Origin of the sequence: Kitasatospora sp. NRRL B-11411 (assembly GCF_000721345.1) — a bacterium.
Lineage (GTDB): Bacteria > Actinomycetota > Actinomycetes > Streptomycetales > Streptomycetaceae > Kitasatospora > Kitasatospora cineracea.
In genome coordinates this window covers 1-14,635 of sequence record NZ_JOGH01000062.1, presented here as the reverse complement: position 1 = coordinate 14,635, position 14,635 = coordinate 1, and the positions used below count along the sequence as shown (strand labels likewise).

The window sequence follows — 14,635 nt, the reverse complement described above, 5'->3', positions numbered from 1 at the left end:
CGCCCCGGGAGCGACACCATGCACGTCACGCTGTTCCGCCAGGTCCGCCCGTTCGGCGGCCCGGTCACCGACCTGGTCGCCGTGGACGGCGTCCTGGCCGCCGAACTCCCGCCGGGCGCGCACCCGTCGTCCGTGCTGGAGGGCGGCGGCCGGATCGCGCTGCCGACGCTGGTGGACGCGCACATCCACCCGGACAAGACCAGCTGGGGCGAGCCCTGGTACAGCCGCCGTCCGGCGCACAGCCTCCCGGAGTACGTGGTCGGCGACGTCGAGCTGTACGAGCACCAGCGGGCCCCGATCGGCGAGCGCGCGCACCGCCTGCTGGCCCACGCGGTGACCCGCGGCACCCGCGCCGTCCGCGCGCACGTGGACGTCGCCCCCGCGTACGGCCTGGCCGGCGCCACCGGCCTGCGCGAGGCCGCCGGGCGGCTGGCCGGAAAGCTGGACGTGCAGTCGGTGGCGTTCCCGCAGCACGGCGTGGTGCGCACCCCGGGCGTGGCGGAGCTGCTGACCGAGGCGGCCCGCGAGCACCTGGTGGACGCGGTCGGCGGCATCGACCCGGCCGGTTTCGACGGCGGCAGCGCGGACGGCCGCGAGCAGTTCGACCTGCTGTTCGGCCTGGCCGAGCGGTACGGCGTGCTGCTGGACGTGCACCTGCACGACCGCGGCGCGGCCGGCCTCGGCCCGCTGCGCGAACTCGCCGCCCGGACGGTCGCGGCCGGCCTGCAGGGCCGGGTGACGGCCAGCCACGCGTTCTGCCTGCCCGAACTGCCCGCCGCCGAACTCGCCCGTACCGCAGACGTGTTGGCGGACGCCGGGATCGCACTGACCACGGTCGCCCCGTCCGCGCACCAGGTGCTGCCGTTCCGCGAGCTGCAGGCCCGCGGTCTGCGGATCGGCCTCGGCTCGGACGGCGTCCGGGACTCCTGGAGCCCGTACGGCAACGCCGACATGCTGCACCGGGCGCACCTGCTCGGCTGGACCACCGACGCCCGCACCGACCAGGAGCTGACCGACTGCCTGGAGCTGGCCGCGCACGGCGGCGCCGAGCTGCTCGGCCTGCCCCGGGCCGACCTGACGCCCGGCTCGCCCGCCGACTTCCTGCTGGTGGACGGCGAGTGCACCCCGCAGGTGGTGGTCGACCTGCCGCCGCGCGAACTGGTGGTGAAGGCCGGCCGGGTGGTCGCCGAGCACGGCTCGCTGGAACCGTGAGTCGGGCGGTTCGGCCGGGGCGGGTGCCCGGTCATCGGTGGAGCCGAGGGGTCATGGCACGGGGGATCCTTCCGGGGTACTGCGGATGTGTGCGCGGAGCCCTGAACCGCCTTACCGCAGCGGGCTGTTGAGCCGGTCCAGCACGGTGCGGCCGCGGTGCAGCACCAGCAGCCGCTCGGGGTGCGCGGCGACGGCCTCGGGCACCGAGTGCGCGGCGACGGCCACCAGGTTCGCGGGCCGCCCGACGGCGATCCCGTACTCCTCGACGCCCAGCGCCCGGGCGGCGTGGCTGGTGGCGAACTCGGCTGCCAGCACGAGGTCCTGATCGGTCATCAGGTCGCCCTGCAGGCCGATGACGGTGGTCCGCTCCAGCATGTCGCCGGTGCCGTACGGCCACCACGCGTCGCGGATGTTGTCGGAGCCGGCGAACACCAGCACGCCCAGCTCGTGCAGCAGCTTCACCGGCGGCATGGTCCGGGCCGGGCCGTTGGTCATCACGGCCACCCCGGCCGCCGCCAACGCCGAGGCGGTGCGGGTGAGTTCGGGTTCGGCCAGCTGCCCCAGGCAGTACGCGTGGCTGACCGCGACCTTCCCGCCCAGGCCCAGCGCCGCGGTCCGCCCGGCGATCGCCCGCAGCTGCGCCGCGCCGGCCTCGCCGCCGTCGTGCAGGTGGATGTCGACGCCCGCGCCGTGCCGTTCGGCGAGGCCGAAGACCACGTCGAGCTGGCCGTCCACGTCGTTGTCGAAGCCGAACGGGTCCAGTCCGCCGATCAGTTGGGCGCCCTCGCGGAGCGCCGCGTCCAGCAGCCCGGCCACCCCGGGCTCGGCCACCACGCCGCTCTGCGGGAAGGCCACCAGCTGCACGTCGATCAGCTCCCGCACCCGTTCGCGCGCCTCCAGCACGGCGTGCAGGTGGTCCAGCCCGGTGTCCGGGTCGACGTCGACGTGCGAGCGGACGAAGCCGGTGCCCAGCGCGGCCATCCGGCGGGCCAGCGCCTCCGCCCGCTCCGCCACCGGGGCCTGCGCGGCGACCTCGCGGCGCAGCGCCCGCTCGGAGGCGATCTGCTCGCGCAGGTTCGCCGTGGCGCGGTGCGGCTGCCAGGGCGCGCCGAGGAAGGTCTTGTCGAGGTGGGCGTGCCCGTCGACCAGGGCGGGCAGCAGCAGTGCCCCGTCCAGTGCGGCCTCGCCCGGGCCCGGTTCGGCCCGTTCGCGCCCGGCCGGGACGGGGGTGAGCGCGGCGATCCGGCCGTCCGCGATCCGCAGGTCGGCCCGGGAGCCGTCCGGGAGGGCGGCGTCCAGCAGCAGGTGCGGGCCTGGCGGCGGGAGGGCGGTCACGGGGGCCTCCTGAGGGGTAGTGGGTGAATCCGGTCCGCACCGGCCGGGCGGCCAAGCTATCCGGTATACCGAATACCAAACAAGAGGGCGGTCCGCACCGATCTGGAATGATCTGATCTACTGCCCGCTCCGTCCGCCCGCTTCCGCCTGGAGCCCCCGATGACCGACACCCTCGGCGACGCCCACCAGTCGCTGGCGGACCTCGTCTACGTCCAGTTGCGCGAACGGATCATCGAGGGCGAGTACCCCGCCGGGCAGCGTCTGGTCGAACGCGAACTCGCCGACGGCATGGGCGTCTCCCGGATCCCGGTCCGCGAGGCCATGCAGCGCCTCGAACGCGAGGGCTTCCTCTCCGTCCAGGCCCGCCGCGGCGCCGTCGTCGCCGACTTCGGCCCCGCCGAGGCCGAGCACTTCTTCGCCGTCCGCGAGTCCCTGGAGGCCCTGGCCGCCAGCCTCGCCGCCCGGCACGCGACCCCCGCCGGCATCCGCGGCCTCGAACGCATCCTGGCCCGCACCCGCAAGGCCGCCGAGGCCGGCCGGCTGCGCGAGACGGTCAGCCTGAACGCCGACTTCCACCGCGAGATCGTCGAGCTCTCCGGCAACCCGCTGCTGCGCGACATGATGGCCCCGCTCGACGGCCGGCTGCGCCGCCTGTTCCGGCTCACCTCCGACGCCGAGACCAGCCTCCCGATGTGCACCGAGCACCAGCAACTGCTCGACGCCATCAAGGCCCACGACCCCGAGACCGCCGCCGCCCTCGCCCGCCACCACGTCGCCGGCACCCGCGCCTTCGCCCGGCAGGCCCTCGGCGAGTAGCTCCCCGGTGGCGCGAAACGCCTACCCGAACTGCGCGAATGGCCGCGTAGGCCCCACCCCGGCACACCCCCTCCTCATATGATCGGAGCGACATGCGTCATCCTTGGTGGTGAGTAGCACTGCCCAGACACCAGCAGGAGGAAGCTCGTGGACGACGTTCTGCGGCGCGCCGCGCTGTTCGCGGCACTCGACGACGACCAGGCTGCCGAGCTCCGCGCTTCCATGACCGAGGTGACGCTCGCCCGCGGTGAGTCGCTGTTCCACGAGGGCGACCCGGGCGACCGGCTCTACGTCGTGGTCGAGGGCAAGGTCAAGCTGCACCGGGCCTCCCCCGACGGCCGCGAGAACATGCTCGCCGTGCTCGGCCCCTCCGAGATGATCGGCGAGCTCTCGCTCTTCGACCCGGGCCCGCGCACCGCCACCGCCACCGCGCTCACCGAGGTCAAGCTCCTCGGCCTCGGCCACGGCGACCTGCTGCCGCTGCTGCACGCCCGCCCCGAGGTCTCCATCGCCCTGCTGCGCGCCATCGCCCGCCGCCTGCGCCGCACCAACGACGTGATGTCCGACCTGGTCTTCTCCGACGTGCCCGGCCGCGTCGCCAAGGCCCTGCTCGACCTCTCCCGCCGCTTCGGCGTCCAGTCCGACGAGGGCATCCACGTCGCGCACGACCTCACCCAGGAGGAGCTCGCCCAGCTGGTCGGCGCCTCCCGCGAGACGGTCAACAAGGCGCTCGCCGACTTCGCCGGCCGCGGCTGGCTCAAGCTGGAGGCCCGCGCGGTCGTCCTGCTCGACGTCGAACGCCTCTCCCGCCGCTCGCGCTGAACCCGGCCGCCCGCACCGCGCCCGGCCACCGCGCCCGACCGAACCGCGCCCGACCGCACCGCCAGGTGCCCCCGGGCGCGGTTCCGCGTTCCGGGGCCGCGGGCCGCGGGCCGCGGCCGCCTCAGATCAGGCCCCGGTCCTCCAGGTACGTGAGCTGCGCGCGCACCGAGAGCTCCGCCGCGGGCCACAGCGCCGGGTCGACGTCGGCGTACACCCGGGCGACCACCTCGGCGGCCGTCCGGCAGCCGGCCTCGACCGCGGTCTCGACCTGGGCGAGCCGGGCCGCCCGGTGCGCCAGGTAGTAGTCGACGGCGCCCAGCGCGTCCGCGAGGACGGGGCCGTGGCCGGGCAGGACGGTGCGGACGCCGTACTCGGAGGCCATCGTGTGCAGGCGGCGCAGCGAGTCGAGGTAGTCGCCGAGGCGCCCGTCGGGGTGGGCGACCATCGTGGTGCCGCGGCCCAGGACGGTGTCACCGGTGAGGATCGCGCCGTCCGCGGGCAGGTGGAAGGTCAGCGAGTCGGAGGTGTGCCCGGGGGTGGCGACGACCCGCAGGTCGAGGCCGCCGACGTCGAGGCGCTGCCCGCCGTGCAGGCCCTCCTCGCCGAGCCGCAGCGCCGGGTCGAGGGCGCGGACGGGCGTGCCGGTGAGTTCGGCGAACCGCGCGGCGCCCTCGGCGTGGTCGGCGTGGCCGTGGGTGAGCAGGGTGAGGGCGATCCGCTTGCCCTGCTGCTCGGCGGTGTCGACGATCCGGCGCAGGTGGGTCTCGTCGAGCGGGCCGGGGTCGATGACGGCGGCGAGGTCGGAGCCGGGTTCGGAGAGCAGCCAGGTGTTGGTGCCGTCCAGCGTCATCGGGGACGGGTTGGGGGCCAGCACGCACTGGGCGCGCGGGGTGGCGACCCCGCCGACGGCGTCGGCGGGGTCGCCCGGGAGCAGGCCGCTCACGCGGTGTCCTCGGGGTCGTTCGCGGCGGCCCGCGCCGCGCTCACTCGGAGTCCCGTTCGGCGCGGCTGAGCCGGCGGGCCGGCAGCGGGCGGAGCAGGGCCCGGCCGGGCAGGGCGCGGGTGAGCGGGCGGGCGGTCTCCCAGGGCGTCGTTCCGTCGCAGGCGGCGGCGCGGGGGGTGACGGTGCGGGCGGGGGTGGCCGAGGTCCGGCGAGCCACGTCGTTGTGGGTCATCGGAGTCTCCTTCCGAGGTCAGTACGTCAGAGCGTCGGGACGGTGGGTGCGGTTTCCGGCAGCGGTACGGTCCGGCACGGGGCCGGGTGATCGTTCCGGGGGAAGGTTCTCACGCCGGGAACACGCCGTCGATAGTCAGCTCGTCATACCCGTCCCAGCGCACCGTCATGCGGTTCCCGACCACCTCGGCGCGCCCCAGCACCCGGTCCACCGTCCGGCCCGCCGCGGCGGCCGGCGCCTCGGCCGCGGTGCGCAGCGGCAGCAGCTCGCGCAGCACGGTGACGGTCGGCGGCAGCATCCCGAACTCGCCCGCCTCGAACCCGGCCACCGCCGCGGCCGGGGTCAGCCAGGCGACCCGGTCGGCCTCCCCGACGGTGTCCGCGGCGGCCTGCCCGGGCGGCAGTGCGGCCACGAAGAACCAGGTGTCGAAGCGGCGCTCCTCGAACTCCGGGGTCACCCAGCGGGCCCAGGGCGCCAGCAGGTCGCTGCGCAGCACCAGCCGGTGCTCGGTCAGGAACTCGGCCAGCGAGAGCTCGTGGCGCTCCAGCGCGCCCCGCTCGGCCGCCCAGTCCCGGGGCTCGACCAGCGTCCCCGCGTCCGGCCCGGCCAGCAGCACCCCGGCCTCCTCGAAGGTCTCCCGGACGGCCGCGCACAGCACCGCGCAGGCGGTCTCCCCGTCCACTCCGAGCCGCTCGGCCCACTCCTCGACCGTCGGCCCGGCCCAGGGCGGGCGCACCTCCCGGTCCCGCGGGTCGACCCCGCCGCCCGGGTAGGCGTACATCCCGCCGGCGAAGGCCATCGTGGTGCGCCGGCGCAGCAGGTACGCCTCCGGCCCGGCCGCGCCCTCGCGCAGCAGCACCACGGTGGCGGAGGCCCGGGGCGGGGCGGGGACGAGCTCCCCGGCGGCCAGGGCGCGGATTCGGTCGGGCCAGGACGGCGGCATCTCCAGCATGTTCACGGATGTTAACCGCCGTCGCCGCGCACGCGAAGGGCCCGCCTCGCCGAGGCGTACCGCAGCGCGGCCGCCGGTGCCGTCGCCGCGCACGCGAAGGGCCCGCCACCGCGCACGGCGACGGGCCCCGCCCGAACCTCCCGGCCGGTGACCGACCAGCACCGGTCAGCACCGACCGGTTCCGGTCAGTTCCGCTCGGTTCCGGTCAGTCCCGGACCCGGACCATCAGCTCGACCTCGACCGGCGCGTCCAGCGGCAGCACCGCCACGCCGACCGCGCTGCGGGCGTGCACGCCGCGCTCGCCGAAGACCTTGCCCAGCAGTTCGCTGGTGCCGTTGACCACGCCGGGCTGGCCGGTGAAGTCGGGGGCGGAGGCCACGAAGCCGACCACCTTGACGACCTGCTCGACCCGGTCCAGGTCGCCGACCACGGACTTGACCGCGGCCAGCGCGTTCAACGCGCAGACCTGCGCCAGCTCCTTGGCCTCCTCCGCGGTGACCTCGGCGCCGACCTTGCCGGTCAGCTGGAGCTTCCCGGACACCATCGGCAGCTGACCGGAGGTCAGCACGTGCACGCCGTCGCGCACCGCCGGGACGTACGCGGCGACCGGGGCGGCGACCTCGGGCAGCGTCAGCCCGAGCTCGGCGAGCCTCTGCTCGACCTGGCCCATGACTACTCCTTCTCGCGCTTGAGGTACGCGACCAGCTGCTCCGGGTTCGGCCCGGGGACGACCTGGACGAGCTCCCAGCCGTCCTGGCCCCAGGTGTCGAGGATCTGCTTGGTGGCGTGCACGAGCAGCGGCACGGTGACGTATTCCCACTTGGTCATGGGGGTGACTCTAGCCGCCCGGGCCGGTGTGAGGTGGGACACAAAGCGGGCATGATTCGCCGGGGCCACCGGGATGCTCCCGGCATCCGGAGCGCTCGCTGGTTACCCTCGCGGTGAGGGGCGCCGCGGGCCCCCGGACGAGAGCGACGGACGGAGAGCGGGCGTGGCGGGCACCAGCGGTACGGCGGGGCCGACCGAGCAGGCACCGCCGCGCGAGCCGGACTGGGAGGGCGTCCGGCTGCACGTGGTCAGCGGCAAGGGCGGCACCGGCAAGACCACGCTGGCCGCCGCGCTGGCCCTGGCGCTGGCCGCCGACGGGGGCCGCACCCTGCTGATCGAGGTGGAGGGCCGCCAGGGCATCGCCGAGCTGTTCCAGATCGCCGCGCTGCCGTACGAGGAGCGCCGGGTCGCCACCGTGACGCCCGCCCAGCTCGGTCTGCCCGGCCGGGGCCACGGCGAGGTGCACGCGCTGGCCATCGACACCGAGCAGGCGCTGCTGGAGTACCTCGACATGTTCTACAAGCTGGGCCGGGCCGGGAAGGCCCTGCAGAAGGTCGGCTTCGTGGACTTCGCCACCACCGTCGCCCCGGGCGTGCGCGACGTGCTGCTCACCGGCAAGGCCTGCGAGGCGGCCCGCCGCAAGGGCCCGGACGGCCGCCGCCGCTACGACGCGGTGGTGATGGACGCCCCGCCGACCGGCCGGCTGACCCGCTTCCTGAACGTCAACTCCGAGGTCGCGGGCCTGGCCCGGATAGGGCCGATCCACTCCCAGGCGCAGGCGGTGATGCGGGTGCTGCGCTCCCCGGAGACGGCGGTGCACTTCACCACCCTGCTGGAGGAGATGCCGGTGCAGGAGACGGTGGACGGCATCGCCGACCTGCGCGAGTCCGGCCTGCCGGTCGGCGGCGTGCTGGTCAACATGGTGCGCCCGCCGATACTGGACGCGGCGGCGGTGGCGGCGGCCGACGGCGACCACCGCGAGGAGGTCGCGCTGGCCCTCGGCGAGGCCGGACTGGGCGGGCGCTCGCGCAAGCCGGAGACCGTCCGGGCGCACGTCGAGCCGCTGCTCGACCCGCTGCTCGAACAGGCCAGGGAGCACGCCGAGCGGGTCGAGCTGGAGCGCGCCCAGCGCGCCGACCTCCAGCAACTGCGGCTCCCCACCTACGAGTTGCCGCTGATCGGCGAGGGCATGGACCTGGCCGGGCTGTACCGGCTGGCGGGCGAGCTGAAGCGGCAGGGAGCGGCGTGAGCCCGGGGAACGGCGCGGGCACGGCAGGCGGCGCGCCCGCAGCGGGCGACGCGACGACCGCGACGACGGGGAGCGGCATGACCGGGCTGGACATCGACACCCTGATCGACGACCCGCGGACCAGGATCGTGGTCTGCTGCGGCTCCGGCGGCGTGGGCAAGACCACCACCGCCGCCGCGATCGGCCTGCGCGCCGCCGAGCGCGGCCGCCGCGTCGTGGTGCTGACCATCGACCCGGCCCGCCGGCTGGCCCAGTCGATGGGCCTGAGCGAGCTGGACAACACCCCGCGGGTGGTCGAGGGCACCCGCGGGAAGGGCGAACTCCAGGCCATGATGCTGGACATGAAGCGGACCTTCGACGAGGTCGTGCTGGCCCACGCGGAGCCCGACCGCGCCAAGGCGATCATGGACAACCCGTTCTACCAGTCGCTGTCGGCCGGTTTCGCGGGCACCCAGGAGTACATGGCGATGGAGAAGCTCGGCCAGCTCCGGGCCGAGGACCGCTGGGACCTGATCGTCGTCGACACCCCGCCGTCCCGCTCCGCGCTGGACTTCCTGGACGCCCCCAGCCGCCTCGGCTCCTTCCTGGACGGCCGGGTGATCCGGCTGCTGACCGCCCCCGCCAAGGTCGGCGGCCGGTCCGCGATGAAGTTCCTGAACGTCGGCATGGGGCTGATCAGCGGCACCCTCGGCAAGATCTTCGGCGCCCAACTGCTCACCGACATCCAGACGTTCGTCTCCGCGACGGACTCGATGTTCGGCGGCTTCCGGGAGCGCGCCGACCGCACCTACCAGCTGCTGAAGGCCGAGGGCACCGCGTTCCTGGTGGTCGCCGCCCCGGAGCGGGACGCGCTGCGCGAGGCCGCCTACTTCGTCGACCGGCTGGCCGACGACGACATGCCGCTGGCCGGCCTGGTGCTCAACCGGGTGCACTCCACCGGCGCCCCGCAGCTCACCGCCGAGCGCGCGCTGGCCGCCGCCGAGGCCCTGGAGGAGAACGGCACCCCGCACGCCACCGCGGAGGCCGAGACCCTGGCCGCCGGGCTGCTGCGGCTGCACGCCGAGCGGATGCAGATCATGACGAGGGAGCGGCGCACCCGCAACCGCTTCGCCTCGGTCTACCCGGACGTGCCGATCGTCGAGGTGCCCGCCCTCCCCGGCGACGTCCACGACCTGGACGGCCTCCGGTCCATCGGCGACCGGCTCGGCTCCCCCGCCCGACCCGCCGGGCCCGGCGCCCCCGCCTGACCCGGTGGACCCGCGGGAGGGCCGACGGCCCGCCCGACGAAGCTTCCTGACGTCGCGTCAGCCGGCCTGGGCGTAGTCCCGCAGGACCACCCCGGTCGCCAGCGACTCCTCGTACTCGGTGCGCGCGGTCTCCAGCAGCCGGCGCCAGGAGTCCACGGTCGGCCGCCGGCGCAGCAGCGCCCGCCGCTCGCGCTCCGTCATCCCGCCCCAGACGCCGAACTCGACCCGGTTGTCGAGCGCGTCCGCGAGGCACTCGGTGCGCACGGGGCACCCGCTGCACACCGCCTTGGCGCGGTTCTGCGCCGCCCCCTGCACGAACAGTTCATCCGGATCGCTCGTGCGGCACGCCGCCTGCGCGCTCCAGTCGTCCACCCAGCCCATCCCGGCGCCGTCCTCTCCCGATTCGGGGCTCCCCCACGGCGGCAACGGCATATTCACCGTTGCCAGTTGAGGACGTTACGGAAGAACGGCACAGCGCAACAGCCCCTGTGTGCCCAATCTCGAATGACCCGATCGGACTATGGGTGTCCAGTAGCTCACTCGTTGGAGTGATTGCAGGTCGGGGGCCTTGCCGGGGGCGGAAAGGGGCCTTTTCGTCACGGTGCGCGACGGCGGCCCGCTGTACATCCGCCCGGATCGCGGACATAATCCCGCGAATCGGACAAAGCTCATCACTCACAAGAGTGATGACGATGAACAGAACGAAGCTGTCGCAGTTCTGTGACAAGCGTAGGCGAACACCTGCCCCCTTGTACGGGATTCCGAGACGTAGGGTTCTCCCCATGGCACCTACGCGATCCACCGGCTCCCTCTTGGACAAGGCAGGGCACGGCGTCAAGTTCCTCGGCGGCTCGATCCTGGCCGGCGTCCTGGTCGCCGGCATGGCCCTGCCCGCCGTCGGCGCGTTCGGCCTGACCGCCAAGGACACCGCCGAGTCGTTCGACAACATCCCGGACGACTTCAAGCAGCCCCCGCTCTCCCAGGTGTCGATGATCTACGACGCCAAGGGCGGCCTGATCGCCAAGGTGTACGACCGCGACCGCACCATCCTCACCGCCGAGCAGATGGCCCCGGTGATGCGCCAGGCCCAGGTCGACATCGAGGACGCCCGCTTCTACGAGCACGGCGCCATCGACCTCAAGGGCGTGCTCCGCGCCGTCACCAAGAACGCCGAGTCCGGCACCACCGCGCAGGGCGCCTCCACGCTCACCCAGCAGTACGTGAAGAACGTCTTCGTCGAGCAGGCCGGCGACGACCAGGCCGCCTTCCTGGAGGCCACCAAGAAGAGCCTGGGCCGCAAGATCCAGGAGCTCAAGTACGCCATCAAGCTGGAAGAGGACCTGAGCAAGGACCAGATCCTCACCAACTACCTGAACATCACGTTCTACGGCCACCAGGCGTACGGCGTCGAGGCCGCCGCCAACCGGTACTTCAGCAAGAGCGCCAAGGACCTCACCGTCCCCGAGGCCGCGATGCTGGCCGGCCTGGTGCAGAACCCCACGGCGTACGACCCGATCGCCCACCCGCAGGCCGCGCAGACCCGCCGCAACACGGTGATCAACAAGCTGCTCGAGTACAAGCACATCACCCCCGAGCAGGCCAAGGACGCCCTGGCCGCCCCGCTCGGCATCAAGTACTCCGAGCCGCAGAACGGCTGCATCACCGCGGACAAGGGCATGGGCTTCTTCTGCGACTACGTGCGCCACGTGATCAAGCAGGACCCGGCGTTCGGCGCGACCGCGGCGGACCGTCAGAAGCTGTGGTCCCAGGGCGGGTTGAAGATCAACACGACCATCGACCCGGACAAGCAGAGCGCCATGTACAACGCGGTCACCAAGAAGGTCTACGTGACCGACCCGGTGTCCGCCGCCGGCACCATGATCGAGCCCGGCACCGGCAAGATCCTCGCCATGGCCCAGACCCGCCCGTACGGCCTGGACACCTCGAAGAACCAGACCGTGCTGAACCTCAACGTCGGCGCGTCGATGGGCGGCGGCAACGGCTTCTCCCCCGGCTCGACCTTCAAGCCGATCGTGGCCGCGGCCGCCCTGGAGTCCGGCATCCCGATCACCCAGGAGTACCCCTCGCCCTACAGCATGGAGTACCCCAAGATGACCACCTGCGACGGCACCACCCACGACCCGCAGACGCTGACCAACGAGGCCGCCGGCGAGCAGGGTCCCTACAGCCTCCAGGTCGCCATGCAGAAGTCGGTCAACACCTACTTCATCCAGCTCGAGCAGCAGGTCGGCCTCTGCCCGGTGAAGCAGATGACCGACAAGCTCGGCCTCGGCACCCTGGCCAACGGCACCAAGATCCAGCAGGTCGCCTCGATGACCCTGGGCACCCAGGAGGTCAGCCCGCTGCAGATGGCCACCGCCTACGCGGCGTTCGCCGCCCGCGGCCTCTACTGCTCGCCGATCGCCATCAACTCGGTCACCGGCGGCGACGGCAAGGAGATCCACGTCCCGGGCGCCAACTGCAACCAGGCGATGACCCAGACCACCGCGGACGGCATCAACACCCTGCTGCTCGGCGTGACCGAGAAGGGCACCGGCTCCGCCCTCGGCCTCGACGACGGCCGCCAGATCGCCGGCAAGACCGGCACCACCGACAAGCGCTACGCGGCCTGGTTCACCGGCTACACCCCGAACCTGGCCACCTCGGTCTGGCTCGGCGGCGTCGGCGGCAACGTCTCGATGCGCAACGTCCGCATCGGCGGCCACTACTTCGACGCGGTCTACGGCTCCGACGGCCCCGGCCCGATCTGGCAGAAGGCCATGAACGACGCCCTGGACGGCAGCCCGGCGGCCAGCTTCCAGAAGGTCGACATCCCGCAGCCCACCCAGCCCCCGGCCACCCCCAACCCCGGCGACAGCCCCTCCACCCCCTCCGGCGACAACGCCCAGGGCGGCGGCAACGGCTGGCCCACCGGCGGCGGCAACGGAGGCGCCGTCAACGGCGGCTTCACCCTCCCGCCGAACGTCATCGGCGGCAACACCGGCAAGCCCGGCCGCCACTGACCGGCCCAGCACGCCGAACCGCCCGCGAGGAGAACATCTCCCCGCGGGCGGTTCCGCGTTCCGGCCGGTTCCGGCCGGTCCCTGCCGGCCCTTACCGGCCCTGTGTTCGGTCCTCAGCCGGCCAGCGCGGCCTTCACCGCGGCGGCCACCCGGCCGCCGTCCGCCTTCCCCTCCACCTGCGGACGCACCAGCTTCATCACCGCGCCCATGCCCTGCGGCCCGCTCGCCCCGGACTCCGCCACCGCGGCGGCCACCACCGCGGCCAGCTCCTCGTCCGTCAGCTGCTTCGGCAGGTAGGCGTCCAGCACCTCGCCCTCGGAGCGCTCCCGGGCGGCCTGGTCGGCCCGGCCCGCGCCCTCGAACGCGTCCGCGGCCTCCCGGCGCTTCTTCGCCTCCTTGCCGATCACCTGCAGCACCTCGGCATCGGACAGCGCCTTCTTCTGCTTGCCCGCCACCTCCGCGCTGGTGACCGCGGACAGCGTCAGCCGGAGGGTGGACGAGCGCAGCTCGTCCCGTGCCTTGATCGCAGCCGTGAGGTCCTCCTGCAGCTGCTCCTTGAGCGTCGTCATGCCGCCGATTCTGGCACCTGCCCAGCCCCGACGCCGCTCCTTTACCGCCCGCCGCCCCTCCCGTCCCGCCCCTGACGCCCCGTCAGGGCCTCCCGGCCCCGGGCCGCCGTCGGCCCGTTCGACCCGTCTGCGACCATGGACCGATGCGACCGCTGTACTCCGTCCCGCTCGGTGTCGCCGCCACCGGCGCCGCCTGTCTCGTCTACGCCGCCGGGTACGAGGTCCGCTCGTTCCGCCTGCGCCGCGTCGAGGTCCCGATCCTGCCCGCCGGCGCCCGGCCCGTCCGGATCCTCCAGGTCTCGGACATCCACATGGTCAACGGCCAGGCCAAGAAGCAGCGCTGGCTGAAGAGCCTCGCCGGGCTCCGCCCCGACCTGGTCGTCAACACCGGCGACAACCTCTCCGACCCGCTCGCGGTCCCCGCCGTCCTGGACGCCCTCGGACCGCTGATGGACTTCCCCGGCGTCTACGTCTTCGGCTCCAACGACTACTACGGCCCCGCCCGCAAGAGCCCCACCCGCTACCTCAAGGCCCTGCGCAGCGGCGTCCACGGCCTCAACAACCCCGACGGCACCGGCCGCCGCGGCATCAGCGGCGCCGTCCACAACCCCTGGCAGAAACTCCGCGACGGCTTCGACCAGGCCGGCTGGCTCGACCTCAACAACGCCCGCGGCCGCCTCGCCGTCGCCGGCCTCGACATCGAGTTCACCGGCCTCGACGACCCGCACATCCGCCACGACCGCTACGCCGCCGTCGCCGGCGGCCCCTCCCCCGACGCCGACCTCTCCCTCGCCGTCGTCCACGCCCCCTACCTCCGCACCCTCGACGCCTTCACCGCCGACGGCTACCCCCTGATCCTGGCCGGCCACACCCACGGCGGCCAGCTCTGCATCCCCTTCTACGGCGCCCTCGTCACCAACTGCGACCTCGACGCCGACCGCGTCAAGGGCCTCTCCACCCACACCGCCGCCGGCCGCCGCTCCCACCTCCACGTCTCCGCCGGCTGCGGCACCAACCGCTACACCCCCGTCCGCTTCGCCTGCCCCCCCGAAGCCACCCTCCTCACCCTCACCCCCACCCCGCGCTGACCAGCCCCGAAACCGGATTTCGTCTCTGGCCCCACCTCCTGTAGAGTTCTACTCGTTGCGCCGGACACGGAAGGCAACAACGCAGGACCGGGGTATAGCGCAGCTTGGTAGCGCGCTTCGTTCGGGACGAAGAGGCCGTGGGTTCAAATCCCGCTACCCCGACTTCGTAACACCAGCTGGGGCCGGTGACTCGCAAGAGTCACCGGCCCCAGCTGTTTTTCGTCGGCCGTCCGGGCGGGGCGGTGAGGGGGCGTCAGGTGGGGCGTTGGGCTGTTCCGGTGAGGGGTGGGGCGGGGGTGACGGGTTATCGGATGCGGGG

15 protein-coding genes and 1 tRNA gene are annotated in these 14,635 nt (G+C 73.6%); 8 read left to right on the top strand and 8 right to left on the bottom strand.

The annotated features are described in order from the left end of the window. Positions 1 to 18 precede the first annotated feature (18 nt). Positions 19 to 1,212 carry an amidohydrolase gene (locus IH44_RS0124575; RefSeq protein WP_030461882.1) on the top strand — a complete coding sequence of 398 codons (1,194 nt, stop codon included), beginning with the start codon at positions 19 to 21 and terminating at the stop codon, positions 1,210 to 1,212. Between the two features lie 111 nt (positions 1,213 to 1,323). Here the strand turns inward: IH44_RS0124575 and IH44_RS0124570 are convergent, their stop codons facing one another. Beyond that, on the bottom strand, positions 1,324 to 2,547 hold the full coding sequence (locus IH44_RS0124570) for an amidohydrolase family protein (RefSeq protein WP_030461881.1): 1,224 nt from the start codon (positions 2,545 to 2,547) through the stop codon (positions 1,324 to 1,326). Between the two features lie 159 nt (positions 2,548 to 2,706). Between IH44_RS0124570 and IH44_RS0124565 the strand changes: the two genes are divergently transcribed. After that, positions 2,707 to 3,363, top strand: coding sequence for a GntR family transcriptional regulator (locus IH44_RS0124565; RefSeq protein ID WP_030461880.1), 657 nt, complete (start codon positions 2,707 to 2,709; stop codon positions 3,361 to 3,363). 147 nt (positions 3,364 to 3,510) lie between these two features. Continuing rightward, positions 3,511 to 4,185 carry a Crp/Fnr family transcriptional regulator gene (locus IH44_RS0124560; RefSeq protein WP_014136744.1) on the top strand — a complete coding sequence of 225 codons (675 nt, stop codon included), beginning with the start codon at positions 3,511 to 3,513 and terminating at the stop codon, positions 4,183 to 4,185. 121 nt (positions 4,186 to 4,306) lie between these two features. On the opposite strand, the gene IH44_RS0124555 is transcribed toward IH44_RS0124560, so the two are convergent. The 5 genes from IH44_RS0124555 to IH44_RS47375 all read right to left on the bottom strand — a co-directional run bounded on the left by IH44_RS0124555 (position 4,307) and on the right by IH44_RS47375 (position 7,140). Then, a complete protein-coding gene (locus IH44_RS0124555) occupies positions 4,307 to 5,128 on the bottom strand; it encodes an MBL fold metallo-hydrolase (RefSeq protein ID WP_030461879.1) in 822 nt (273 codons plus the stop codon). 40 nt (positions 5,129 to 5,168) lie between these two features. After that, positions 5,169 to 5,360 (bottom strand): hypothetical protein, encoded by a 192-nt coding sequence (locus tag IH44_RS0124550; RefSeq protein ID WP_030461878.1) that lies wholly within the window; start codon positions 5,358 to 5,360, stop codon positions 5,169 to 5,171. Between the two features lie 109 nt (positions 5,361 to 5,469). After that, the gene (locus IH44_RS0124545; RefSeq protein WP_051817278.1) at positions 5,470 to 6,312 is read right to left on the bottom strand and encodes an NUDIX hydrolase; all 843 of its coding nucleotides are present in this window, start codon (positions 6,310 to 6,312) and stop codon (positions 5,470 to 5,472) included. Positions 6,313 to 6,517: 205 nt separating this feature from the next. Beyond that, complete coding sequence (locus IH44_RS0124540; protein ID WP_030461876.1) at positions 6,518 to 6,982, bottom strand: RidA family protein; 465 nt, start codon at positions 6,980 to 6,982, stop codon at positions 6,518 to 6,520. A 2-nt stretch (positions 6,983 to 6,984) separates the two neighbouring features. Then, positions 6,985 to 7,140: a DUF4177 domain-containing protein gene (locus IH44_RS47375; protein ID WP_014136749.1), complete on the bottom strand. Its 156-nt coding sequence runs from the start codon at positions 7,138 to 7,140 to the stop codon at positions 6,985 to 6,987. Between the two features lie 163 nt (positions 7,141 to 7,303). On the opposite strand from IH44_RS47375, the gene IH44_RS0124530 reads away from it, so the two are divergent. After that, entirely contained in the window at positions 7,304 to 8,389 is a 1,086-nt protein-coding gene (locus IH44_RS0124530) for an ArsA-related P-loop ATPase (protein ID WP_369794987.1), read from the top strand. Positions 8,390 to 8,466: 77 nt separating this feature from the next. Next, on the top strand, positions 8,467 to 9,636 hold the full coding sequence (locus IH44_RS0124525; protein ID WP_035956251.1) for an ArsA family ATPase: 1,170 nt from the start codon (positions 8,467 to 8,469) through the stop codon (positions 9,634 to 9,636). Positions 9,637 to 9,693: 57 nt separating this feature from the next. On the opposite strand, the gene IH44_RS0124520 is transcribed toward IH44_RS0124525, so the two are convergent. After that, on the bottom strand, positions 9,694 to 10,017 hold the full coding sequence (locus IH44_RS0124520; RefSeq protein WP_030461873.1) for a WhiB family transcriptional regulator: 324 nt from the start codon (positions 10,015 to 10,017) through the stop codon (positions 9,694 to 9,696). A gap of 401 nt (positions 10,018 to 10,418) precedes the next feature. Between IH44_RS0124520 and IH44_RS0124515 the strand changes: the two genes are divergently transcribed. Then, complete coding sequence (locus tag IH44_RS0124515) at positions 10,419 to 12,659, top strand: transglycosylase domain-containing protein (protein WP_030461872.1); 2,241 nt, start codon at positions 10,419 to 10,421, stop codon at positions 12,657 to 12,659. Positions 12,660 to 12,772: 113 nt separating this feature from the next. Here the strand turns inward: IH44_RS0124515 and IH44_RS0124510 are convergent, their stop codons facing one another. Beyond that, on the bottom strand, positions 12,773 to 13,228 hold the full coding sequence (locus IH44_RS0124510; protein ID WP_030461871.1) for a GatB/YqeY domain-containing protein: 456 nt from the start codon (positions 13,226 to 13,228) through the stop codon (positions 12,773 to 12,775). A 143-nt stretch (positions 13,229 to 13,371) separates the two neighbouring features. On the opposite strand from IH44_RS0124510, the gene IH44_RS0124505 reads away from it, so the two are divergent. Both IH44_RS0124505 and IH44_RS0124500 read left to right on the top strand, forming a co-directional pair. Beyond that, positions 13,372 to 14,316 (top strand): metallophosphoesterase, encoded by a 945-nt coding sequence (locus tag IH44_RS0124505; protein ID WP_030461870.1) that lies wholly within the window; start codon positions 13,372 to 13,374, stop codon positions 14,314 to 14,316. 88 nt (positions 14,317 to 14,404) lie between these two features. Continuing rightward, positions 14,405 to 14,478 (top strand) — tRNA-Pro (locus tag IH44_RS0124500). The last annotated feature ends 157 nt before the right edge of the window (positions 14,479 to 14,635 follow it).